This window comes from Ensifer sp. PDNC004 (assembly GCF_016919405.1).
Classification (GTDB): domain Bacteria; phylum Pseudomonadota; class Alphaproteobacteria; order Rhizobiales; family Rhizobiaceae; genus Ensifer.
In genome coordinates this window covers 958150-981786 of record NZ_CP070352.1, presented here as the reverse complement: position 1 = coordinate 981786, position 23637 = coordinate 958150, and the positions used below count along the sequence as shown (strand labels likewise).

The 23637-nt window shown below is 63.9% G+C and carries 19 protein-coding genes and 1 tRNA gene; 7 read left to right on the top strand and 13 right to left on the bottom strand.

Going from position 1 to position 23637, the window contains the following annotated elements:
• Positions 1-94: 94 nt before the first annotated feature.
• The gene (locus JVX98_RS04300) at positions 95-475 is read left to right on the top strand and encodes a VOC family protein (RefSeq protein WP_192451248.1); all 381 of its coding nucleotides are present in this window, start codon (positions 95-97) and stop codon (positions 473-475) included.
• A gap of 45 nt (positions 476-520) precedes the next feature.
• Here the strand turns inward: JVX98_RS04300 and JVX98_RS04295 are convergent, their stop codons facing one another.
• Positions 521-946 carry an OsmC family protein gene (locus JVX98_RS04295; RefSeq protein WP_060604512.1) on the bottom strand — a complete coding sequence of 142 codons (426 nt, stop codon included), beginning with the start codon at positions 944-946 and terminating at the stop codon, positions 521-523.
• A gap of 173 nt (positions 947-1119) precedes the next feature.
• Here JVX98_RS04295 and JVX98_RS04290 point away from each other — a divergent pair, with 173 nt between their 5' ends.
• Positions 1120-1602 carry an isoprenylcysteine carboxylmethyltransferase family protein gene (locus tag JVX98_RS04290; protein WP_192451249.1) on the top strand — a complete coding sequence of 161 codons (483 nt, stop codon included), beginning with the start codon at positions 1120-1122 and terminating at the stop codon, positions 1600-1602.
• 32 nt (positions 1603-1634) lie between these two features.
• Here the strand turns inward: JVX98_RS04290 and JVX98_RS04285 are convergent, their stop codons facing one another.
• Positions 1635-2393 (bottom strand): sulfite exporter TauE/SafE family protein, encoded by a 759-nt coding sequence (locus JVX98_RS04285; protein ID WP_205235912.1) that lies wholly within the window; start codon positions 2391-2393, stop codon positions 1635-1637.
• Positions 2394-2521: 128 nt separating this feature from the next.
• Between JVX98_RS04285 and JVX98_RS04280 the strand changes: the two genes are divergently transcribed.
• From JVX98_RS04280 to JVX98_RS04270, 3 genes are all read left to right on the top strand, one after another.
• Positions 2522-3865, top strand: a complete 1344-nt coding sequence (locus JVX98_RS04280; protein ID WP_205235911.1) for a PLP-dependent aminotransferase family protein — start codon at positions 2522-2524, stop codon at positions 3863-3865.
• Between the two features lie 611 nt (positions 3866-4476).
• Positions 4477-5853, top strand: coding sequence for a GntP family permease (locus JVX98_RS04275; protein ID WP_205235910.1), 1377 nt, complete (start codon positions 4477-4479; stop codon positions 5851-5853).
• Complete coding sequence (locus JVX98_RS04270) at positions 5850-6359, top strand: gluconokinase (protein ID WP_205235909.1); 510 nt, start codon at positions 5850-5852, stop codon at positions 6357-6359. Before JVX98_RS04275 ends, JVX98_RS04270 begins: the two co-directional genes overlap by 4 nt.
• 177 nt (positions 6360-6536) lie before the next feature.
• Here JVX98_RS04270 and JVX98_RS04265 read toward each other — a convergent pair.
• From JVX98_RS04265 to JVX98_RS04230, 8 genes are all read right to left on the bottom strand, one after another.
• Positions 6537-6632 (bottom strand) — tRNA-Sec (locus JVX98_RS04265).
• Positions 6633-6699: 67 nt separating this feature from the next.
• A complete protein-coding gene (locus JVX98_RS04260; protein ID WP_246764797.1) occupies positions 6700-7125 on the bottom strand; it encodes a site-specific integrase in 426 nt (141 codons plus the stop codon).
• Between the two features lie 163 nt (positions 7126-7288).
• Positions 7289-7453, bottom strand: coding sequence for a hypothetical protein (locus JVX98_RS32220; protein ID WP_246764796.1), 165 nt, complete (start codon positions 7451-7453; stop codon positions 7289-7291).
• 213 nt (positions 7454-7666) lie between these two features.
• On the bottom strand, positions 7667-8422 hold the full coding sequence (locus JVX98_RS04250; RefSeq protein ID WP_192451254.1) for an SDR family NAD(P)-dependent oxidoreductase: 756 nt from the start codon (positions 8420-8422) through the stop codon (positions 7667-7669).
• Between the two features lie 165 nt (positions 8423-8587).
• Positions 8588-9535, bottom strand: coding sequence for a LysR family transcriptional regulator (locus tag JVX98_RS04245; protein ID WP_205235908.1), 948 nt, complete (start codon positions 9533-9535; stop codon positions 8588-8590).
• Positions 9536-9803: 268 nt separating this feature from the next.
• Positions 9804-10421: a YceI family protein gene (locus JVX98_RS04240; RefSeq protein WP_205235907.1), complete on the bottom strand. Its 618-nt coding sequence runs from the start codon at positions 10419-10421 to the stop codon at positions 9804-9806.
• A 38-nt stretch (positions 10422-10459) separates the two neighbouring features.
• Positions 10460-11305 (bottom strand): arylamine N-acetyltransferase, encoded by an 846-nt coding sequence (locus tag JVX98_RS04235; RefSeq protein WP_205235906.1) that lies wholly within the window; start codon positions 11303-11305, stop codon positions 10460-10462.
• A 58-nt stretch (positions 11306-11363) separates the two neighbouring features.
• On the bottom strand, positions 11364-11825 hold the full coding sequence (locus JVX98_RS04230; RefSeq protein WP_205235905.1) for a cupin domain-containing protein: 462 nt from the start codon (positions 11823-11825) through the stop codon (positions 11364-11366).
• A gap of 330 nt (positions 11826-12155) precedes the next feature.
• Here JVX98_RS04230 and JVX98_RS04225 point away from each other — a divergent pair, with 330 nt between their 5' ends.
• Together JVX98_RS04225 and JVX98_RS04220 are read left to right on the top strand one after the other, a co-directional pair.
• Positions 12156-12596 carry a pyridoxamine 5'-phosphate oxidase family protein gene (locus tag JVX98_RS04225; RefSeq protein ID WP_246764795.1) on the top strand — a complete coding sequence of 147 codons (441 nt, stop codon included), beginning with the start codon at positions 12156-12158 and terminating at the stop codon, positions 12594-12596.
• A complete protein-coding gene (locus JVX98_RS04220; RefSeq protein WP_205235904.1) occupies positions 12593-13945 on the top strand; it encodes a GAF domain-containing protein in 1353 nt (450 codons plus the stop codon). The genes JVX98_RS04225 and JVX98_RS04220 overlap by 4 nt, the downstream gene beginning before the upstream one ends.
• A 299-nt stretch (positions 13946-14244) precedes the next feature.
• On the opposite strand, the gene JVX98_RS04215 is transcribed toward JVX98_RS04220, so the two are convergent.
• From JVX98_RS04215 to JVX98_RS04205, 3 genes are all read right to left on the bottom strand, one after another.
• The gene (locus JVX98_RS04215; protein ID WP_205235903.1) at positions 14245-14439 is read right to left on the bottom strand and encodes a hypothetical protein; all 195 of its coding nucleotides are present in this window, start codon (positions 14437-14439) and stop codon (positions 14245-14247) included.
• A 242-nt stretch (positions 14440-14681) separates the two neighbouring features.
• Entirely contained in the window at positions 14682-15236 is a 555-nt protein-coding gene (locus JVX98_RS04210) for an invasion associated locus B family protein (RefSeq protein ID WP_205235902.1), read from the bottom strand.
• A 1-nt stretch (position 15237) separates the two neighbouring features.
• Complete coding sequence (locus JVX98_RS04205; RefSeq protein ID WP_205235901.1) at positions 15238-23619, bottom strand: autotransporter-associated beta strand repeat-containing protein; 8382 nt, start codon at positions 23617-23619, stop codon at positions 15238-15240.
• Between the last annotated feature and the right edge of the window lie 18 nt (positions 23620-23637).

Below are 23637 nucleotides of genomic sequence, written 5' to 3'. Positions count from 1 at the left end.
CGGCGACGTCTCTTTTGAAGACGGGGCGTTGCCGAGGCGTGGGTGCCCGCCGGTTTCTGTTTGCGGGCAGACGTTCGCTTCGGAGGAAAGGCCAATGTCTGAAACGGTCAATGTCCGCTATATGGTCGATGACGTCGAGGCGGCGATCGCCTGGTACACGACCCACCTCGGTTTTTCGCTTCTGTCGAGCTATCCACCGGCTTTCGCGGATGTGCAGCGCGGCGCGCTGCGGCTGCTGCTCAGCGGACCGACGAGTTCGGCCGGCAGGCCGATGCCGGACGGCGAGAAGCCGGGGCCGGGCGGCTGGAACCGCATCCATCTCCTCGTCGATGATCTCAACGGCGAGGTCGAGCGGCTGCGCCGCGCCGGCGTCATGTTCCGCAACGACATCGTCACCGGTCCCGGAGGGGCGCAGATCCTTTTGATCGACCCCTCCGGAAATGTCGTCGAACTGTTTCAACCGGCGCGACGATAGGGACCGCGCGCCCGCTGGTCGTTGATGCGAGCTCCGGGTGGGGGCTCAGCCGGCGCTGGTATCGACCACTTCGAAATCGTGGGTAATCGTTGCGGTCTTGGCGAGCATGGCCGAAGCCGAGCAGTATTTCTCGATCGACAGCGAAACGGCGCGCTCGACCTTGTTGACTGCGAGCCCGCGGCCTTTGACGATGAAGTGCATGTGGATGCGGGTAAAGACGCGCGGCTCCGTCTCGGCGCGGTCGGCGTCGAGTTCGACGACGCAGTCTTCGACCGGCTCGCGGCCCTTCTCCAGGATGTGCACCACGTCATAGGCCGAGCAGCCGCCGGTGCCGATCAGCACCAGTTCCATCGGGCTCGGTCCCGGGGTGCGACCTTCCTCTCCGAAGGCGGTTCCCAAAACGACTTTGTGGCCGCTACCAGACTCTCCGACGAAGGTCCGGTCTTCCACCCATTTGACGCGTGCTTTCATGTGTCTCGTCCTGTTGTAGCCATGGCGTGATCATGGTCCCAAACAGAGCCGATGATCCTCCGTTCACATAGCGTCTTGGAGGGTTTTCGCAAATGGCCCGCGTCCGCTAAAATGGCCACCCGCGCCATTGGTGCGGGAGCGGACCACGCGCAAACCAGGCAACAGGTGTTTTGATGAACGAGACGACGGGAAATGCGCCTGACCGTTCCGGCGCGGTGATCCATCCGCCGATCGCCTGGGTGATGTCGGTGGGCGGTGGCCTGGTGCTCGACCGGCTCCACCCGTTGCCGTTCGTGCCCGCGATCGTGCCGGACGCCCTCGCCGGCGGCATCATTTTTCTCGCCGGTCTTGCGCTTTTGATCTGGGCGGCGGTGAGTTTCAGGCGCGCGGGAACCGAAATCCAGATCCATCGCCCGACATCGACGATCGTCGAAGCCGGTCCCTACCGCTTCACCCGCAACCCGATCTATAGCGGCATGTTCCTCGGCCTGATCGGCTTTTCCATTCTCTTCGACAGTCTGTGGCTGCTGATCCTGCTGGTCCCCTTTTACCTCGTCATCCGCTATGGCGTCGTGGCGCGCGAGGAGGCCTATCTCGAGCGCAAGTTCGGCGACGTCTATCGGGCCTACAAGGCGCGTGTCAGGCGTTGGCTCTAATTGCCCAAGTCGGCGCACGCCCGTAACGACGATCAGGCGATGTAGCCGGAAACACCATCCCACAGCAGTTTCAACGCGGTTACCACCAGCAGCCCGTAGCAGGCGCGATAGACCTGGCGCTGGTCCAACACCCCATGGAGCCGCCAGCCCGACCACACGCCGACCGGAATGGTGAGGAGGCAAAGCGCCATCAGGGTCCAGGTTCCGCCCGAAGGCTGGGACAACAGCAGCCAGGGCACAAGCTTGGTGGCGTTGCCGACGGTGAAGAACAGGCTCGTGGTTCCCGCATAGATTTCCTTGCTGAGACCGAGCGGCAGCAGGTACATCGCGAGCGGCGGGCCGCCCGAATGGGCAACCATGGTGGTGATGCCCGAGGTGAAGCCGGCAGCAACGGCCTTTGGTCTCGAACGGGGATGCGGGATCACGTCGGCGCCCCGGATAAACCAGAGCCCGACAAAGGCGAGCGTGATGCCCGCCATCAGAATTGCGATCGCCCGATGGTCGAGCGCACGGAACACGAAGTAGCCAATGCCGATCCCGATCACCAGGCCGGGCACGAGCAGCACGAGGTCCGGCTTCGACCAGGTCGAAGGCTTCCAGTAGTGCAGCGCATAGAGGTCCATCGCGATGAACAGTGGTGCGAGCAGACCGCCGGCCGTAACCGGATCCATCACGGTCGACAGTAGCGGAATGCCGATGATTGCGAAGCCGCCGCCGAATGCGCCGCGCATGAAGCTGATCAGAAACACGCCGGCAAAAGCGACGAGGACGGTCGCAAGGGTCAGTTCCATGGCGTGGCTCCGCGTTGACGCGCCCGCGACGCCAAAGCGCCTGCGTTCTCAATGAAAGTGGGTTGATGAAAGGAGAATGATCGCAGATACTTCTCGGTGCAATCTAAACATTGTACTCGGAGCAATAAATGTCTAACTCCGAATATATCAGGCTGGCCGACGCGATCGCTGCTGAGATCGCAAACGGCACGCTGAAGCCCGGCGACCGCCTGCCGCCGCAGCGCCGGTTTGCTCATGAGCACAAGATTGCCGCCTCGACGGCGAGCCGTGTCTTTTCGGAACTGCTGCGGCGTGGTCTTGTCGTTGGCGAAGTCGGTCGCGGCACCTTCGTTTCGGGCGAGACCAGGCGTGGCGCGGAAGCGCTTGGCGAACCGCGTGGTATCCGGACCGATCTGGAATTCAACTATCCGATCCTGCCCGAACAGACCGCGTTGATCGCCAGGAGCCTCGCGGGCCTCGAAAAGCCCGCCGCCCTGGATGTCGCCTTGAGGCAAGTCACCAGCACCGGAACGGCCGTTGCCCGCAGCGTGGCCGCTGATTTTCTGTCGCGGGACGGATGGTGCGCAACGCCCGAGCAGCTCGTTTTTGCCGGCAACGGTCGACAGGCCATCGGCGCGGCACTTGCCGCGCTCGTTCCGACCGGTGGCCGATGCGGCGTCGAGGCGCTGACCTATCCCTACATCAAAGGCATCGCCGTCCGGTTGGGCATCACGCTGGTGCCGCTTGCGATGGACGGCGACGGCGTGCGGCCGGATGCGGTGCTAAGGGCGCATCAGGAGGCCCGGCTGTCCGCGATCTACATTCAGCCGGCGGTCCAGAACCCGCTTGGCACGACGATGTCTGCGGCGCGGCGGAGCGATCTGATCCGGGTCCTCGAGGCGCTCGACCTCCCGATCATCGAGGATCGCGTCTACAGCTTTCTCGAGGACGATCTGCCGCTTGCGACACTCGCGCCCGAAACCTGCATCGTCATCGACAGCCTGTCCAAGCGGGTCGCGCCGGGCCTGTCGCTCGGCTTCATCGTCCCGCCCCTGCGCTTGCGGGAAAGCATGATGGCCTCGGTGCGTTCCGGCGGCTGGTCGGCCTCCGGTCTTACCTTCGCCGCGGCCCAGCGGATCATGGCGGATGGCACCGTTGCCGAACTGGTCAGGCGGAAGCGCCTCGACGCGCGCGCCCGGCAGAAGCTTGCGGCCGACCGTCTCTCCGGCTTCGATATCCAGTCGAACGAGAACGGCTTCCACCTCTGGCTGACGCTGCCGCCCCACTGGCGTTCGCAGAGTTTCGTCGTTGCCGCGGCGAGGCGCGATATCGCCTTGACGCCCTCCACTACCTTCGCGGTGATGCCCGGCCATGCGCCCAATGCGGTCAGGCTGGCGCTGGCGACCCCGACGATGGACCAGCTCGACAGCGGCTTGCGCACGCTCGCGGGGATGCTGAATGCGCGGGAGGAAGATCTCTATTCCACGGAATGAGTGGTGTGCGGCGATGAAACCGGTCCGGAATGGTCGCAGCATTTGCGATTTCGGGTGGATGAGCCGGCAGACCAACGACTGATCCCAAGGCAGCTGCCGCTCGGCTTGGGAGGGGTTGCCGGGATGGACTTGAGCGAGCGCCCATCCCGCTGGAACACGAAAGCCGGTCTTTCGTGTGGGAAGGTCGGGCCTTATCTCGGCGCGACAATCCCGTGATAATAGTCGCCGTCGCCAGCCTCATAGTCAGCAGTGTAGCCGCCACCGCCACCGCCGGTCTGGGAGCATCCGGCGAGGGCTAGAACCATTGCCAACAGGATTGTAGCGCGCATTTATTCTACCTTTCAGTTGAACTGATCACGACAGGTCTGCCATGTTGGCATACCTAACACGCCCTATGGGGTCTGATCGAGTGCGTGTGGCGATCCGTGCCTATGGCAATGCGACGCGCCTCAAACGTGGTGTGATCGCCTGTCGAAGGCGATCGCGACCGCCCGGCTACGGGCCCTTATTGATGCGGTCGTATCTCCTGTGCCCACCTCTTTCAGGTAGGTTGCTGAGAAGGGCCATAGACTATATGGCCCTTGACCTCACTTCCGGAACAAGGAGGACACATGACTTCGATCGAACCCGTCTATGGAACCGCGACGCTGCTGCTGATTGCGGCGGCAGCCGTCGGCCTGCTTCTTTTTCTTATCCTCCGGTTGCGTCTGCACGCCTTTGTCGCCCTGGTGCTGGTCAGCCTCTTGACCGCGCTGGTGACCGGCATCTCGTTCAAGGATGTGGTCCCGACGCTGTTGCAGGGGTTCGGCTCGACGCTCGCCTCGGTGGCGCTTCTCGTCGGCTTCGGCGCGATGATCGGGCGGATGCTGGAGGTCTCCGGAGGCGCACAGGTGCTCGCGGACCGGCTGATCGGCCAGTTCGGGCCTGAGCGCGCGCCTTTGGCGCTCGGCATCGCCTCGCTCCTCTTCGGCTTTCCGATCTTCTTCGACGCCGGCCTCGTGGTCATGCTACCGATCATTTTCAGCGTCGCGAGCCGCTTCGGCGGTTCGGTCCTGCTTTATGCGCTGCCTTCGGCGGGCGCTTTCGCGGTGATGCACGCATTTCTCCCGCCCCATCCGGGCCCGGTCGCGGCCAGCGAATTGCTGGGGGCGGATATCGGCCTGCTGGTGCTCGTCGGTCTCGTCGTCGCATTGCCCACGTGGTATCTCGGCAGTTACCTCTTCGGGCTCTGGGCGGGCAAGCGCTTCGAACTGCCGGTGCCAACCCTTCTAGGATCGCCGAGCGAGGCGGCGCGCGACAAGGTGCCTCCGTCTTTCGGCACCGTCATGCTGGTGCTGCTGCTGCCGCTCGTGCTGATCTTCCTCAATACCGGCCTTTCGACACTGGCCGCCGCGAAGATGATCGACGGTGGCGCATTGTGGGTCAGCATCCTGCGCATGGCCGGGCAGACGCCCGTCGCCCTGCTGATCACGGTGCTCGTCGGCATGTGGGTCCTCAGCGGCGAGCGCACGCTCAAGGACATGGAGAAGCTGATGGACGGGGCGCTGGGCCCGATCTGCGGCATCATTCTCGTCACCGGAGCCGGCGGCATGTTCGGCGGCGTGCTGCGTGCAAGCGGCATCGGTCAGGCGCTTGCCGGCAGCCTCGACGCGATCGGCATGCCCTTGATCGTCGCCGCCTTCCTCATCTCCACGGCCCTGCGCGTGGCGCAGGGTTCGGCGACCGTGGCACTGACGACGACGGCCGGCCTGCTCGCGCCCACCGTCGCGGCGACGACGGGCCTCAGCCCCTTCGACCTGTGCTTCCTCGTGATCGCCATTGCCTGCGGCGCGACGGTGTTGAGCCACGTGAACGATTCCGGCTTCTGGCTCGTCGGCCGCTTCCTGCAGATGGATGAACGGACGACGCTCAAGACCTGGACGGTGATGGAAACCCTGCTCGGGGTGATCGGCTTCGGCTTCGCGCTCGTCGGATGGTGGCTGCTATGAGCGAAGATCTGCAGCATATCGTGGTGATGGGCGTGTCCGGCAGCGGGAAAACCACTGTCGGCGAGGCTCTGGCCGAAAGGCTCGGCTGGCGCTTCGTCGAGGGCGACAGCTTTCACCCGCCGGAGAACGTCGCCAAGATGTCCGCCGGCATTCCGCTTGATGACAATGATCGCGAACCTTGGTTGCGGGCGCTGGCGGCAGAAATTGCCAAGGACGAGGCGGCCGGCCGTCCCTCGGTTGTGGGGTGCTCGGCGCTGAAGCGGTCCTATCGCGATATCCTGCGCACGGGCGCGGCGCGCGTCCGCTTCGTGCATGTGCACGGCGACCGCGCCGTGCTGGCCGATCGGCTCTCCCATCGGGCGGGACATTTCTTCCCGGCTTCCCTGCTTGACACCCAGCTAGCAACCCTCGAGCTGCTCGGTGCGGACGAAGATGGCGTCGTCGTCGACGTGGCGCTCCCAACAGCTGAGCAGGTCGATCTCGCCATGCAGGGGTTGGGCAACTAGCCCAGCCCCGCTTGCGCTTTTCGCGTCGGCAGGCGGTCGCTGCACGCGATTGTAGCCGGCATCGGCGAGCGGCTTTTGCAGCCGCGCGGCCGGAACGAGGCGCGCAATCGAGTATCGAAGCCGAAGCGATCCCTGAACGTCCGCACATGCGGGAGCCGAGCTCGAACCCGCGCGTGCTGGCGGAGGGGAGTGGGGGTCGAACCCACCCGGGACAGGCTCGCTGCCCCAACCGGATTTGAAGTCCGGCCATGCCACCGGGCATGATTCCCTTCCAGTCATTGATTTTATTATTATTTCGCCGCTAGAAACTCCGGCATGCTCAGGCATTGCTACCGCTTTGCTACCCTTTGCCATCACCTTTTTCAACCGCGGCACGACTTATCATGTCGTCAATCTGCGCGGCTGCATTGGCCTGCATCCCGGGCATCACATGTGAGTAGAGGTCGAGGGTAATGCCAATCGTCGAGTGTCCAAGACGTTCACTCGCGATTTTTGGATGAACGCCGGCGGCCAGCAACTGCGTTTCGTGAGTATGACGCAAATCGTGGAAGCGAATGCGCGGCAGATCCAGCCCCTCTAGGTGCCGCATCCATCCGTCTGTCAGCAGTGCCAGCAACATGTCGGCCTGACGCGCCCTGTGCGTCTTTAGCGCCTTTACAACAGATGAGGAGAGATCAACTACTATACTCCTCCCTGACTTAGGTTCTTTGTAGTTGACGCCCTCGGCCGTCTGTTCGACACTTTCGACGATGGTATATGCTTCCATCGGAGCGCCGCGATCTCGCCGCGTCTTAGCCCACACATCATCGCCAGTAAAACCGGGATGTGCAATCGCTTGCCTTCAACCGCTTGAAGCCGCGCTGCCGTCTGCGTCGCGTTGTAGGCGAGCATAGGCTTGCGCTCCAGTTTTGGCGCCTTACTAGTCTAGACTAGCGCGACGCGATCAGAACCGTGCCGGATTTGCCGGGCTTTTCGACAAGGGCCACAGCTTGGCCGACATCCGCGAGGTCGAACGTCTGCTCGACCGGAAAGAGCTCCGGTTTGCTGGCCGCGAGTTCGAGAGCGAGCTTGAGATCGACCTTACGAATTTCCATGGGACGGTCCACCCACCGCCCGACCGTCACGCCAGACAGCCGAATGTCGCGTGTAGAAAAGTAAAGTGCTGGGACCGAGATCGGCTGCCCGGAAAGATCGCCGTAAGACACAAGGCGTCCGCCTTGAGCGAGCAGTCCGACCGCCGGACTGCGGCACGCATAGCTGTCTCTCCTTGAGAGGTGGAGCGGCGGTTAGCCGCTCCTGGTTTCGGGTTAGACCTGGGCCTGGCCGCCGTCGGCAAAGAGTTCGGCGCCGTTGACGAAGCTTGCATCGTCGGAAGCCAGGAACAGGGTCGCCTTGGCGATCTCCTCGGATTCACCGACGCGGCCGAGCGGGATGCGCGCGGCGAGATAGTCGAGCAGGCCCTGCTGCTGTTCCTTGTCCTCGCCGGCAAGCTCGACCAGGCCGGGGGTGCGTGTGGCGCCGGGCGAGACCACGTTGACGCGGATGCCGGTGCCCTTCAGGTCAAGCGCCCAGGAGCGTGCCAGGTTGCGGACCGCGGCCTTCGAAGCGGAGTAGACGGAGAAGGCAGCCGTACCTTCAGTGCCGGCGGTCGAACCGGTCAGCACCACCGACGAGCCCTTGCTCAAAAGCGGAAGCGCTTTTTGTACAGTGAAGATGACGGCCTTCACATTGCGACCGAAGGTGTCGTCGATCTGCTCCTCGGTGATCTGGCCGAGCGGCAGCATGCTGCCGCCACCTGCGTTCACAACGAGGATGTCAAGGCGGCCCTGTTCCGCCTTTACCTGGGCGAATAGCTTGTCGAGATCAGCGTTGCTCGAGGAGTCGGCCTGTACGCCGACCGCGCCATCACCGATCTCGGTCACTGCCTCGTCGAGCGCATCCTTGCGGCGACCGGTTATGTAGACGCGCGCGCCCTCGGCGGCGAATAGCTTGGCGGTCGAAAGGCCGATACCACTGGTTGCTCCGGTGACGACGGCGATCTTGTTTTCAAGTCTCTTGGTCATTTTACTCTCCTGATGCTGGGCGCGCGAAAGGGTTCAGCCCGGATGCGCGGCCTGTTGAAGTTCTTTAAACTGTTCGGGAGGGGGTGGCCGTTGGCCTCGTCGCCGTCCGATGAGGAGAAGTTAGTTCGTCAGGCTGGCGGCGAGAAGCCGCTCGGGATGGAGACATTATCCATGGGTATGGATGGTCTCCGTCGTCTCATTGCGTCGACGTCGAGCATCGACGGCTTCGAATGCCTTCGCTGCCCATTCTGTAAAGGCGCGCAGACGCGGGTTTAAAAATCGATCGGCCGGATAGACTAGATGAAGGGAATGATTTTCCGGTTTCCATTCGGCCAGCAGTTCGACCAGCGCACCGCTCGCGAAATGCGGTCTTGCGAGGAAACCGAAGCTCTGACCAATCCCCAGTCCCGCGAGAAGCGCGTTCAAGTGCGCGGTGCTTTCGTTGACAGAAATGCCACTGGAGGCCGGAAGATACTCGCTTCGCTCTTTGCCGCGCTGAAACCGCAATGGAAACCGTTTTCCAGATGACGCGGAGAAGTAGCTGACGATCCGATGCTTCTCGATTTCATCAGGCCGCTCCGGCACCAGAAAGCCATCCAGATAGCTGGGCGACGCGCAAATGACGTAATCCAGCTCGCACAGCTTTCGTGCCTTCATTGACGAGTCACTGAGCACTCCGCCGCGAATGACACAATCAATCCCTTCACTGATAAGGTCGGCGGGGCGATCGCTGACCCCGAGCATGAGGTCGATATCGGGATATTGGTGTTGAAAGTCGGAGAGCGCAGGGATGAGGATTTGGTTTGCGAGCACGGAGCCGATGTCGACGCGTAGCTTTCCCTTGGGTGCACTGCGAGAACCGGCGACAGCGCCGTCCATGTCATCGAGATCGGCAAGGAGCTTCAGCGCGCGCTCGCGATAGGCAACGCCCTCGGTGGTGATCGTGACCGACCGCGTGGTGCGCTCCACAAGCTTTGTCCCGAGATGCGCCTCAAGATCCTGCACTAGTTTACTAACGGAAGACCGGGGCAGGTTCATCGTATCCGCCGCCTTGGCGAAAGAACCGGCTTCGGCGACGCGCACGAATGTACGGATTGCGAGTATCTGGTCCACGAAACGTCCGCTGAAAGGTGATGATGATTGCAATCTATAACCCCCTCGGCGTGAAGAGCCACTAGGGTCTTGCGAAAAGTGGATAAAGTTGCGTCGTTCTGCCGGTTGCGAATGGAAACGACGCAAGCCGACGCCTTCGGTTCAATGAGCGAAGGTCCACATCCTTTCTATTCCCTATGGCAGCATAACCGGCTCGGCGGTTCGTATCCCTTCAAGGCAATGTGGCTTAAGACGCAGGTCCCGCGGGACCTGCAATCTTATTTCGTTTTCACTGGAAGGAGTAATCAGCGGGCACCATCTGCGTTTCTATGGAGAAGGTTACTACGTCACCAAGTTCTGGGATTGCGAAGTCCAATCCCCATTCGCTCCGCCGGATCCTGCCGGTCGCCGAGAAGCCGATCTTCGGGACGCCCATTATAGGGTGCTCGGCCATCGAGCCGTTGAAAGTGACGTCGAGCGTTGCCGGGTGCGTCTCACCGCGGAAGGTGAGGAGACCTTCGACGATGCCGGTCTTCTCGCCGGTCACGTGGATCGTCTTGGAAACGAAGATGATCGGCTTGGCTGCTAGGAAGGTTTCTTCGCCGCCGATTTCTGCATCGAAGTCGACCTTTTCCGGCCAAGGATAGTCGGTGCGAACCGAAAGCGGATCAATGGTGACCGAGAGCGTGGACGCCTCCGGCTTCTCCGGCTTCCAGTCGAGCCGTGCATCGACTTTGGTGAAGCGCGCGGTGTAGCGCGAGAGACCGGAATGGTTGAACGACCAGTTGAAACTCGAATGCGAGGGGTCGATCTTGTAGGCCCCGCCCGGAGCCGGATCAGGGGCCGCGGCAAGGGCGAAGGTCGTGCTCAAGACAAGAGCAAGGGCGGATGCAGTAATGCGAAGCATGGATGTTTCCTCGGACGTGGAATAAGGCGGATGTCGGCTCAGGCGGCCTTGTTGTGGCCGACGGCAAGGAGCCGCTCCCAGACGTGGCCGGGCCGGGGAATATCGAGGTCGAATACGGTCTCGAGCGTGTCGGCTAGATGGTCGGCGCTCGTGATGCGCTGCTCGCTGAGGCTGTTCGCCGTCACACGGCGCAGACAGTCGTTCTGAAGAGCAACATAGCCGTCTGTTGTGTGTCGCAGGACAGCGAGCGCGTTGGTAAACGGGGAGCCGGGATCTCGCGTGAGCCAGCCGCGAGTTGCAGCCATCGCCGCTTCGTCGCTGTGGTCGGGCCGGAAATCGAAGCTTTTCGCGATGCCGCGTGCATGGTTGTTGAAGCGCAGCCAACCGCCGTCCGCCTGCATGATCGAGAAGTCGAAGCCGCGCTGGCTGATCGGGCCGGTGGCGAGCGGCACCGGCTCGACGATGGCGTCCGCCACGCCGACTTCGGCAAGATAAGGACGATCGAGGTCGACACGCAGCGTCAGATGATTGCCGATGGCGCCGTCGCCGAGCTTCTCTCGGTCGACGCCGCCGCAAAGGCGGGTCACGCGAAAGCCGAGTCCGGCAAGCGCGGCGCCGAAGAGACCATTCATCTCGTAGCACCAGCCGCCGCGCCGGCCCCTGACCATCTTCGCGAAGGCAGCAGCCGGGGTAATCTCGGAGGGCCATCCCATGAAGGCGTCCAGCGCCTCCCAGGTGAAGGTCATGAGATGAGCGCGATGCAACTGCGACAGGCCGCGGATGTCCAGGCGAGGCGGCCGCTCAAATCCGACTCGGACCAGATAGGCCTCGAGCTGTGTGGCTGTCAGGGTCATTCCGTTTTCGTTCGAAGGCAAATGTGTCATCCTTCGGTATCCTTTCGATGGACCGTTGTTAAGGTTCCGGTGATGTATTTGGGGCAGTTCAGGCGACCTCGCGGTCCGCCTCGGGTGGGAAGGTCAGGCCGAAGTCTTTGGCGACCGAGGCGATCTGCTCGGGCGTTTCGGGCTTGCAGAGCTCGACGATCGGAAAGAAGCTTTCGAACCCGCCGGGTGTAACGACGACCAAGAGGCGGCCCTCCGTCTTCCCGACATTGCGGAAGCGGTGCGGTAAGCCGCGCGGCAGCGCGATACAGCCGCCTTCCGTGAGTTCGACATAGTCGCCTGCGCACCAGAAACCGAAGCGGCCGGCCAGGACTCGGAGGAACTCGTCCTCGCGCTCGTGCATATGCAGAGGTGGGCCTTCGCCCGCTGGCACAAAGGCCTCGAACATGCCTAGTGAACCGCCAGTATTGGCCGCCATCATGCGGATTACATGCCTACCGAACGCCATCGCTGGCGTCCCATGCCCCGGCGGCGAAACCGCCGCGTAGGTGAACTTGTTCATCTCTCTCTCCAGGTTCGGATCGCATCGGTCATCGATGCTTCCGCTAATGCGGCCGGACGCCGACGTCCCCTCGCCCCGGAATGCGAGGCGGGTTAGGATGTCTTCCGCTCAGGCGGCATCGGGACCGTCGAATACGTGGCGGATGATGTTGTCGAGGCCGTCCAGCCGGCACAGCGTTATCTGTAGCGCGCTGCGAAAACCGGCGTTCCTAAATGAATGTGCAAGCCGTGCCGAATATCCTAAAACCTTGCTAAAAAGGCCAAGGATGCGCAATGGGGGATGGCAATGAGACTAGATGATAGGCTCCACGATTTTTTTAATCGGCCGCTGATGTGCATCATCGCTGTGGTCGACAACACCGGCCGTCCGTCGGCGGGGCGGGGCGTTGGCTTCCACCTCCTGAAAGACAGCGAGACGATCGACGTCATCTTTTCCGGTTGGCAATGGCCGCGGCTCGAGCCCTGCATCCGGCAGACCGGGCGGATCGCCGCGACGTTCGTCAGCCCTTCGGACTATGTCAGCTATCAGTTGAAGGGTTTCGCCGCGATGCGGGAGACGGAGACACCCGACTTTGATCGCGCCGACTGTTTCATGACTGCAGCGACTGACGAGCTCGAATCCCTTGGCGTTCCCCGGCGCCTCATCGCACCATGGTTGACGGCACGCGAGGCACGGGTCGCACGCCTCGCTATTAGTGAAATCTACGTCCAGACGCCCGGCCCGCTTGCCGGCATGCTGGTGGGTGAGCGCTTTGGCGCGAGGTCTCAATGAACCTGCGGCTTTCCGACCTTTCTGCTTGCTTCGAGGGTGTCATCCCCTCCATCATCGCCACCGCCTCGGCCGACGGCATGCCGAACATCTCTTATCTCTCGCATGTGGTGCGGGTCGACGAGGAGCATGTGGCGCTTTCGAACCAGTTTTTCGCCAAGACAGCGGCGAATGTGCGCGCTAATCCCAAGGTCACGCTCATCCTCGTCGATGGATTTACCGGCGACCAGTTCTTGCTTGATATCAGTTTCGTGCGTTCGATCGACGCCGGCACGCTGTTCGACAAGATTGCCCGTCAACTCAAGGCAAGCAGTGCGCAGGTGGGCATGTCGGATGTCATGCGGCTCAGGAGCGCAGACATTTTCCGCGTGCACGGAATCGAAAAAGTTCCCTCACCGGCAGAAACCGCCTCGGCCATGGCCAGCCGCGCACCGGTTAGCCTTCCCGCCCTTTCGGAGGCGATGAAGGCCATCGAGCAACAAGCCGAAGCTGACGAGATCATCGATAGCCTGCTCGGCGCCATTCAGCGCGTTCTCGGATATGTCAATGTGCTCGTGCTCATGCACGACAATCATCGCGGCTGCCTGATCACAACCGGCAGCATGGGCTACGAGCGCTCGGGACTCGGATCGGAAATCGCCGGCAGCGATGGATTGATCGGCGCTGCGGCAACGAGTGGCCAGACGATCAAGGTCAGTGACATGAGCCGCGTGCGCCGGTTCGGCGAAGCGATTGCGCTGGAGTCGGAAGGGGCTGAGAATGCTACGCGCACCATCGCTTTCCCGCAATTGCCAACGGCTATGAGCCAGATTGCCGTTCCTATGACCGCCGGAGGCACGGTGCTGGGCGTGCTCTTCATCGAGAGCCCGGAACGGCTCGCCTTCCGTGAAGAGGACGAGGCTGCTCTCGAAATTCTGGCGGGACAGGCTGCCAGCGCCCTCAGAGCCAGCGAACGGGAAGCGGCAGCCGCCGAGTTGAGACCAGCGGCCCGCCTGCCCGAGCCTATTGCTGTCGGGCGAGATGTCCGCGTCGTCCATCACCGCTTCGACGACAGCGTGTTCGTCGACGGTACTTACATAGTGAAGGGCGTAGCCGGCACCCTGCTGCGCCTGATGCTCGAATGGCATCGGAGCGATGGGAGGAGCGAATTCACGAACCGGGAAATGCGGCTTGCGGTCGGTGCCCGCATGCCAGAGATCAAGGATAATCTCGAAACACGCCTGCTGCTGTTGCGTCGCCGGCTCGAAGAGAAGCAGGCGCCAATACGCCTCGTCCGCGTTGGCAGGGGCCGTGTCCGGCTGGAGGCGGAAGGACCGCTCATCCTCGACGCGACCGCAGGCGATTATCCGTGAGTTGGCGTCACAGAGCGCCCATTTCGTCTATCGGCATCTAACGGAGGGCCGCCGCAAACGTCGCCTGATCGCTCCTGGACGGCTTGGTCCTCGGCTCACATCGACGAAAACGACAGGTTCGACATAACCGACATTTATTGGCGGGCACGCATACGCGGCCACTGAATACTATGTCCAGCACCAGTCCGGCGTTGCAAATGCACTGTGACCGAAGAGAGGCCCGGTGGGAAAATGGAAATGCAGGTCGGAGATGCGCACAGGACGAAGGCTGCGGCTGATGACGCTATGAAGGCGGCAGTCTACTGCAAGTAGCAGCTGCGTCCAGGATTCGAACGATCGGCCTCGGTGACGAGGTTCATCATTTTTCCTGTGTCGGACAAGTTTTCCTCGGGCACTTGCCAGAGATGCAGCGGATCGAACGGCTGTCCTTGAGACTGTCTCAAAGCACCTGATGGCAGGGATTCCTGGGTGTTGCGATGATCGAGAACGACCATTCTCCCTGTCACTTTCCTGGAGAGCTTGCATGCCCGATGACGGACAGCCAAGCGAGGCCACCGAGGGCACGCCTCTCAAGAAGGCGAACACGAGCGAAGAGATCGAACTCCGGCTTGTTTGCAACCACGAAACTGGAACGGATCGATCGTCTCCCTATCGGCACCAAGCATCCGCGCGGCGATGAGCGCGTCTGCGAGCCAATCAAAAGCTCTTCAAGCACGAAATTTTTGCAACAGGCACCTCAGGAGGCGATCAGCGCCTTCAATCGGTCGCTAGCTGCGGCAAAGCCGTTCAGGGAGACGGAAAGGGGCGTCATCTGCCCGTCGGCGCTGGTGCCGCCCAGCTTCAGCACCTTGCCGGTGCGCAGCCGCTCCAGCATGGCAGCGTCGAAGGTCGCGGGCACGAGGCAGCCGGCCGGAATGCAGGTGCTGAAGCGGAGCGCTTCGCCCGGCTTCTCCTCGTCCACGGCGAGCGTGATCCCAGCATCGAGGAGCAGGCCGAAGGGCAGGACGAGCGTTGCCTCGAGCGCGCCCGCCTTTCCGTCGCGGACTTCGATCGCCAACACTCGCTGGCCGCTCTGCTGCATCTGCTGCTGGGACGCAGCGCATTGCCGGGTGTTATCGATGATCCGGCAGGCGACGCTCCAGTCGCCGTAGCTTTCCTGCAACGAAGAGGCTCCGCCTGGAAGCCCAGCCACGGGCGACTTATCCTCGGCGCTTGCAGGCATGAGCGAGAGGCCGAAGAGCACAAGGGCAGCGGTTGCGGAAATCATCGTGAGGGACGTTTTTCTCTTCATTTCAGAACCTCAGATTGAGTTCGGCCTTCACGCCATGGTCGCGTGCGCTGTCTGAAAGCTGGCCGGTATAGGAAAGTTCCAGCGTGGCCGCCGGCGTGAAGTCGAAGCCGAGGCCGGCTTCGAGGAGAAGGCTGTCCTTCGCCACCGGCGTACCGCCTACGGTGAAGAGGTCGGAACCGGCAAAGCCAAGGGTGGAGTGAGGCATCGTATCGCCCATCGCATGGCGCCAGCCGATCGTGCCATGGAGCGTGCCGGTGGCTTGGCCAAGCCCGATCTCACGCTCTGCCCGAAGCCCGAGCGTCGAGAAGGTCACCCCTTGGACGCCCCTTTCGCCGGAAAGCGGGCCGATGCCGCTGGTCTCTCGCCAGCTCCCGGTATCCAGCCTCACATGGGCGAGATTGGCGAAGGGTTCGAGGCGGATGTTCGCGATATCCATGGCATAGGCCACTTCGCCGAAGGCCTGGAGGTTTGTGGCGCCGTAGTCCGCGGCAAGCGCTTCGGCAAGGCCGATGAGATCTATGCCGCGCCGGGTCTCCATATCGTGCCAGGTAAAGGCAAGGCCAGTGCGCAGCGAAACCCCGCTCAGCACCGTGCCAGCATAGACACCCGCGTGATAGCTCTCAGTGCTCGCCTGCGAGAAGCGATCTTTCGCCTCGAAGCCGGAATGGCTGTACCCGCCGAGGAGGCCGACCCGCCATTCGTCCAGGAAGAGCGCATCCGCGCCGAAGAGGATGCCTCGGGTCGAGCGCTCTAGCGCGGCGGCATTGCCGTCGCTATCCGTGTCGCTCCAGGAACCGAAGCCGATGCTCCAGAACACCGGCCCTTGATCGTCGGCAGCGGTGCTGGTGAACGAGCCGTCCGGGCCATAGGTAATGACGGGATCGCTCCGCACGGTGGTTTCGCCGAAAGCGGCGCGTAGCCGGTCGTTGATGGCGTCGCGTACATGGCGGCTGTCCTCGAGGAGACTGGTCGCGGTGGATGCGTGGATTTCGCCCGAAAGCTGGTCGAAGGCGATCCTCGCCGTCCTGCCGTCGAGCTGGGCGATCCGGTCGTGCAGCCGGTTGCCGGGAGAAAGGCTGTCAAGCGCCCGGGCGGTGGCCCGCTGGTTGCGGCTTATCCCTACGTCCTCGAAGGCGGTGCCGTTCCGCTTGAGCGTCAGGCGAATGTCCTTCGGCTCATAAAGTAGCGCGACGTCCAGAAAGGCGAAGTCGGAGGTCACCCGGTCGAAACGCCCGGTAATTCCTCCATCGGCTGTAAGTATGCGATAGGCGGCGGCGGGATCGTAGCCGCCGGTAGCGCCGATATGGGCGGCGGTGCCGCCGAGAAGCATGGCCGAGCCGGTGACGCGGATGATGTCTGCCGCGCCGATGCCTGGTGCGGCCTCCACCTCGTAGCGTCCGCCCCTTTCCATCACCAGATCGCCATCGACCGTCAGCATGCCCGGGGAATAGCCAGGGGCGATCGTGCCGCCATCGTCGATGGTGAGCACCGATCCTGCCCCGGAACCGAGCGTGCCGCTGCCTGAGAGACGGCCGCCCTTTCCGATCAACGCCGATCCGCCGAGCTCCCTGTCGACGACGAGCGTAGCGCCGGTGACGTCGGTCAGGCCGGCAAAACCGGTCGTGTCGCCGGTAAGCGTCACCCTGCCGCCGCCGGTGGCGGAAAAGCGTCCGGTGCCCGTCAGATTACCGGCAAAGCTGCCCACTTCCGCCTGATCGAGGGTGAAGCGGCCACCGGCGCCAATCGCAACATCGCCGGTGAAGTGGGCGGTTGCGGTGCGAAGAGTGCCTGCCTCCACCGTCCAATCGAGGCTGGACGTGCCGGTAAGCGTGAGGCTGCCTGCGCCGCGCTTGACCATGGTGCCGGACACCCCGCCGAGGCTGCCGATCCCGCCGGCAAAGCGGCCGTCGGCCGTCTGGTCGAAGACAACCGTCCCGGCATTGCCGATGTCGCCGCGGACCGAGGCCGCAGTGCCAATGAGCGTTCCTGCCCGCACGAGCGTGTCGCCGCCAAAGCTGTTTGCGCCAGAAAGGACAAGCGTGCCGCGGTCCTCCTTTACGAGATCCGTATCGCCCTGAAGGGAAGCCGAGATGTTCGCGGTCATGGTAGCCCCCGCCGTCGTGCCGTCGCCGACGCGGATTACGGTCTCGCCTCCCGTGCCGGCAAGGGTGAGGGGGCCGCCGGTGAGGCGGTAGCCGTCTGCGAGAAACTGCATCCCGCTCACGCCAACCGCGCCGCCTGCATTGTCCACCCGAACCGTGCCGCCCGTGCCGCCGAAGATCGCCAAGGGCGGGGAGGGGCCATAGCCGCCATTGCGGATGCCGGCCGCATCGGTCCAGTTGCGGGAGCCGAGACTCCAGGTGCCGTCGCCGCCATCGATCCGTTGGTTGCCGTGGAGAGCGGCATTCCCGCCGTCCCAGAAGGCAAGGGCCGCGCCCTTGGTGGACACCAGATTGAGCTGGCCGGACACCGCGGTCTGCACCGCCAGACTGTCGCGTTCGCCCGAGGAGGGGATCGCGCCGATCTCGAGGCCGTTGTCGGTCAGGCTGCCGCCATAGGACAGGATGCGATAGACGCCGGCACTGAAGCCGCCCGCATCCGAAATATCCAACCGCCCGTCGAGCGTTACGTTGCCGCTGACGTCGAAGAGCGCGGTGGCAGAGGGCGTTCCAAGGGCGACATCGAGCACGGAGCCACTTGACAGGGAGAGCCCGCCGAGCGTCAGCGTCTGGCCGGCGCGGCCCTCAAGCCTGCCGCCATTCTCGACCGTGACGATGCCTGCAATCCGGCCCGTGCCGGCAAGAGCGCCGCCTGCGATCTCGATCCGCCGGCTGTCGATGGACCCGTCGACCCTCAGGCGTCCGCCGCCGACGCGGATCGTGTGGTCGGTATCGCTGGCGCCCGTGAGGGTGAATGTGCCCGCGCCGACCTTCTGCAGGCCGTAGCCCGAGGCAAGCGGCGCCATGCCGGAGAGATTGCCGGCAAAGGTGAAGTCGCTGCCAGTCGTGCCGACTGTGATTCCGTTCGGCCCAGCATAAGTGATGTTGGCAAGGCCTGCGCCCGTCAACTCGCCGAAGGTTTCGCTCTGCTGGAAATCGATCCGCGCGCCTGCATCCAGCGTCAGCCGGGCGGTATCGGCAATCGACCGGTTGGCCGTCCGGCTCCAGTTGTCGAGCCAGAGCCTGCCCTGGCGCACCCTGACATTGCCGGTAAAGCTGTTGTCGCCGTAAAGGCTGAGAGTGCCGGCGCCGGTCTTGTCGAAGCCCGCATTGCCGGAGATCGTGCGGTAAAGTCCGGCATCCTGGCCCGCATCGACTGCGAAAGTGACATTGCCGTCGAGCGCAATCGTGCCCAGATTGGAATAGGGCGAAGAGGCAAAGCCGAGCGTCGTGCCGCCAGCCATCCGGATTGCGCCCGAACCGAGCGCGCCGGCGTCCAGAAGGCGGAGAGTCCCCGCCTCGACCCGCGTGCCACCCGCATAGGTGTTGATCCCGCCGAGCGCGAGCGTGCCCGCGCCGCGTTTTGTCAGCCCGCCGCCCGAAATCACGCCGCGGAAGGAAGCGGTCGCCGACCCCGCCACATCGAAGATACCGCCCGTCGGCCCCAGCATCGACACGGATCGGAGGCTATTCAGATTGCCGGCAATCTGGAGCGCGCCGCCGGAGAAGATCAGGTTGCCGCTCGACGCGCCGAGCGCCGTGTCTGCCGCGATGCGGAGCGTGCCGCCCCGGATGTCCGTGCCGCCGGAATAGGTGTTGACGCCAGACAACGCGAGCGTGCCGAGATCGTCCTTGATGAGCTTGGACGTGCCAGAGAGCGCAACCCCGAGCGTTGCGGTCATGGCCGCTCCCGCCGCGGTGCCGTCGCCGACGCGGATGACGGTCTCGCCGCTTGCGCCCTGAAGCACGAGGCCATCCCCGGCTAGTCCGTAGCCATCGGCGGCGAACTGCATGCCGGTGATGTCGATCTCGCTGCCCGGGTTGTCAACGTTCACCATCCCGCCCGTGCCGGAGAAGACGGCATAGGTGGGGTTCGGATTATAGCCGCCATTGATCGCGCCGTTCTGGTCTGTCCAGTTGGGCCCGGCGCTTGCCATATCCATGCTCCAGGTGCCGGAACCGCCCTCGATCCGTCCGTTGGAGCGCCCTGAGGGCTGAGCCCCGTCCCAGAAGCCGAGGGTGAGGCCGGCGGCATTGACGAGGTTGACGGTGCCCGCAGCGCCCGTCTGCACGGAAAGCGCGCCTGGCTGGGCGCCAGCCGGAAGCGTGCCGATATTCATGCCACGGTCGATGAGCACACCGCCATAGGTCATCAGCCGGTAGATGCCCGTGCCGAAGCCGCCCTTATCGACAATGTCGAGCCGCCCGTCGAGCGTCACGTCGCCCCCGACAGCAACGAGGGCCGCATTGCCCGGCTCACCGAGACCGACGGAGAAGATGCCGCTCGAGGCGAAGGCGAGATCGCCGTCTACGGCCAGCGTCTGGCCCTCCTCCTGCCGGAGCATGCCGCCATGATCGACAAGCACGGAGCCTGCGATCCGCCCGGTGCCTTTCAGCGTGCCGGAAAAGCCTGCGGTCACCCTTGCCGCCCGGCCGACGGGATCGCCGAACGTGCCCGCTATGGCAAGCGTGCCGGCGGAAACGGTCGTCGCGCCGGTATAGGCTGCGCTGGCATCGTTGAGGCCCGAGAGTGTCAGCGTGCCGTTGCCCTGCTTGATGATCTCCCCGCCGCCGGTGAAGGGCGTCAAGATCCCGATCGAATAGCCATTGGTGGCGATGAAGGCGCCGCCCGCGCCGATCGAGATGTCGCCTGCGGCGAAACCTTTCAGGAAATCCGCCTCGTGGGCACTTGCCACCAGCGTGCCCCCGTCAAAGCGAAGCGATGCCTGTCCGATGCCGCGCACGAGGCCGGGTGCGACGAGCGATCCGCGCGCGCCGCCCGTGCCGTTGAGCTCGACGATGCCGAGACCCGAGGGACTGAGGCTGCCGCTCAGGCGAACGGGGGTGTCCGAAATTACCCGGCCATAGTTTTCGACGCGGAGCGTGCCGCTTCCGGCATCACCGAGCTCCAGCCGGCTGGTTTCAAGCTGGGTATTCAGTCCGCCGACCGTGATCATCGAGCCGAAACGGGCATAGACCGTGTCATTGACGATATCGGCACCGCCGGCCATCGCGATGTTGCCCTGATCCGCAACAGTCAATCGGTAGTTGCTGTTGCCGGTCATGGTCAATGTTCCCGTGCCGAAGACCATCAGGTCCGCCTCACCCGGACCATTCACAATCCTGCCGGAAAATGTGGTGTTGCCCGATTGCGTGACGGCCACGTAGCGGCGCGTGCCGGCTGCCAGATTGATGATGGTGCCACCGCCGCTGAGCGACCCGACCGAAACCGGGTTCGAACCGCCGAGCGCCAGCGTCGCGCCGCTCGCGATGGTGAGCGCACCGCCCATGGTGTTGAGGCCACCGGAGAGGCCGGAAAGCTGCAGCGTTCCCTCTTCGATGATCGTGCCGCCCGTCTGGGTGTTGTTGGCGGTGAGATTCAGCGTGCCGGAGCCGCGCTTCACCAGCGTTCCCATTCCGCTGAGCCTTTGCGAGATGGTCACGTCATAGCCGCGGTCCTCGTAGTAGAGTCCGCCCGCGCCAATCTCCACCTCGCCGGGCGCAAGGCCGCGGATCAAATCCGTCTGATCTCCCTGCGGGCGCAGGATGCCGCCATCGAAGAGCAGCTTCGATGTGCCGGAATCGGTAGTGATCACCCCCGCCGTCAGGATGCCGCGGGATGCGGCGGTGCCGCGAACAGTCGCTTGTCCGAAGCCATCGGATCCGTAGCCGAGGGTGAGAAGGCTTGCATCCACCTCGCCGCCATTCTCGATCACCAACTGGCCCTCGCCGGACAGGCCGAGGATGATGTTGCCAGTGCTTTTCCAGAGCGCGCCGGCGCCCGTGACAGTAGTGCGGCCGATGAACCCGCTGTTGGCACCGAAGAAGGCATTGCCGGTCGTGGTCAGCTGGCCGCCGTCCTCGACCCGTACATTGCCTTCGGCAAGCAGGCCGACCACGGCGATGCGGGAGGTGAGCGAGGAGCCGGAGCCGGCAACTGTCACCGTCGCCGTGCCGCCCGTGTTGTTGGCGATCTGGAGGAAGTCGGAAGAGGCGGTGGCCCCCTGGTCGATCCGGATCGTGCCGGGGCCGCGCGAACCCGCATCAATGGAATAGGAGGCTGCGAGGCTTGCACCCGCACCCGACAGCACCACCTCCCCGCCGTCCGCACTGAGGGTGTAGAGCGTATTGGCGCCGGTCATCGTCAGCCGGCCGGTCCCTTCCTTCCGGAGATAGAGCCCCTTGCCACCGTTCTGGAGGCGTCCGCTAAAGGTGGTATCGGCCGCCTGATCGGACAACAGAATGCCGAGCAGGGTGGAGCCGCTCTTGGTATCGGAGACCGTGCCTGCGCCGGAAAGACCGCCGACGCGCTGCGTCGTGCCGTAGAGATCGAGCCTGGCGCCCGCCGCGATTGCAAGCGCGCCCGTGGCGGCGCCCAGGGTTCCCGCGCCATCCACCCTAACCGTGCCGCCCTCGATGCGGGTGCCGCCCGCATAGCTGTTCGTGCCGGTTAGGAGGAGCGTGCCCATATCTGTCTTGGTGAGGCCCGAACTGCCCGTCAGCGCCGAGCCGACTGTGGCCGTCATTAGCTGGCCCATGAAGGTACCGTTGCCGACGCGGACCACGGTTTCGCCGCTGCCCCTCAGATTGACTGGATCGCCCGTCAGCCCATAGCCGTTGACGGCAAATTGCAGGCCCGTGACGCCGGTGGCGCCGGCGGAATTGTCGACGGTCACGGTGCCGGCGGTTCCCTGGAAAACCGCAAAGCTCGGATTGTCATAAGCGCCCGTAAGGAGGTCGTTCTGATCGGACCAGCCGGCCCCGTTCGCGGTCCAGGTGCCGCTGCCGCCGTTGACCTGGCCGTTCTGGTAGAGCGCGAGGTTCGGTCCGTCCCAGAATTGGTAGCCGAGGCCCATGGTCGTGCGGATCATGTTCACCTGACCGGCGATCCCAGTCTGGACGCTGAACTGGTCGGGCGTCGAGCCTGCCGGAAGCGCGCCTATCGTCACGCCGCCGTCGATCAGCGATCCGCCATAGGTAAAGAGCCTGTAGATGCCGGGGCCATACTGGCCGGGTCCGAAGGGCGAGGCGGAAATGTTGAGCGTGCCGTCGAGCCTGAGATCGCCGCCGACGGAAAAGAGTGGTCCGGCGGAGGCGCCAGCGAGCGCGACATTAATGGTTGAGCCCGGCGAGAGGAGGAGATCGCCGTTGACGGTCAGCCGGCGGCCGCTCTGCCCCGTCAAGCTGGCGCCATCGGCGATGGTGGCGGTGCCATCGAGCGTGCCCGCGCCGCCGAAGGTGGCCGCGGCGTGGACGAAGACCTGCGCCGGCGTGGTTACGGGATCGAAATCGCCATAGCTGCCATCGAGCTGCAGAGTTCCCGCCTCGACCATCGCCTTGCCGCGGAAATAGTTGGCGCCGGTGAGCGTCAGCGTGCCGGCACCGATCTTGTGCAGGTCGCCCGAGCCCCGGAAGGCATTTCCGATGGTCACGTCATAGCCGTTGCTGTCGATGAAGGCCCCGCCCGCGCCAATCGACGGCTCCATGCTGCCCTGCATGAAGTTGATACCCGAATACGTTGCGCGCAGGATGCCGCCGTCGAAGAGCAGGCTCGCATTGCCCGGGCCGGGAAACACGAACATGGTCTCCAGCACGCCGCGGTTGCCGGCAGTGCCCTGAAGCGCAACACTGCCACCCCCATAACGCATGCCGTCGAAGCCCCAGCCGAGCTGGACGGCCTGGGCGCGCACCAGCCCGCCCTGTCCGATCCTCAGCTGGCCGGTCCCGTAATTGCCGAGCGTCAGCACGTTGCCCACGCGCCACTCGCTTCCCTGGCCGTCGACATTGACGAACCCATAGGATCGGTAGTCGTCGGCAATCACTGCCTGCCAGCTGCTATCGACGACCGCGCCGTCCTCGATATTGACGGTGGCACGGCCGGATTTTGCGACGGTGAGCAGCGCACTGGTGAATGTTGAACCGGCGCCCGTAACGGTCATGCCCACCCCGAAATTGCCGGACTGTGTCTGATCCGGACCGAGCCCGAGGGTCGCATATCCCGAAGTGACGCTTCCGCCGTTCTCGACCTTGAACTGGGTGGAGACGGTCGCTCCGATGGTCAGGTCGCCCTTGATGACCCATGGCGAGGGATAGGTACCGCCGCCGGCACCGTTAACCGTCGTCATTCCGCCGTCGAGCGTCACGTCGGCTGCGGTGGCGGGCATCCCCGTGGTCACCAGCGCCAGAAGCGAGACATTGGACAGCCAGGCGGTACGATTAAACAAGGTGCACTCACCCATATA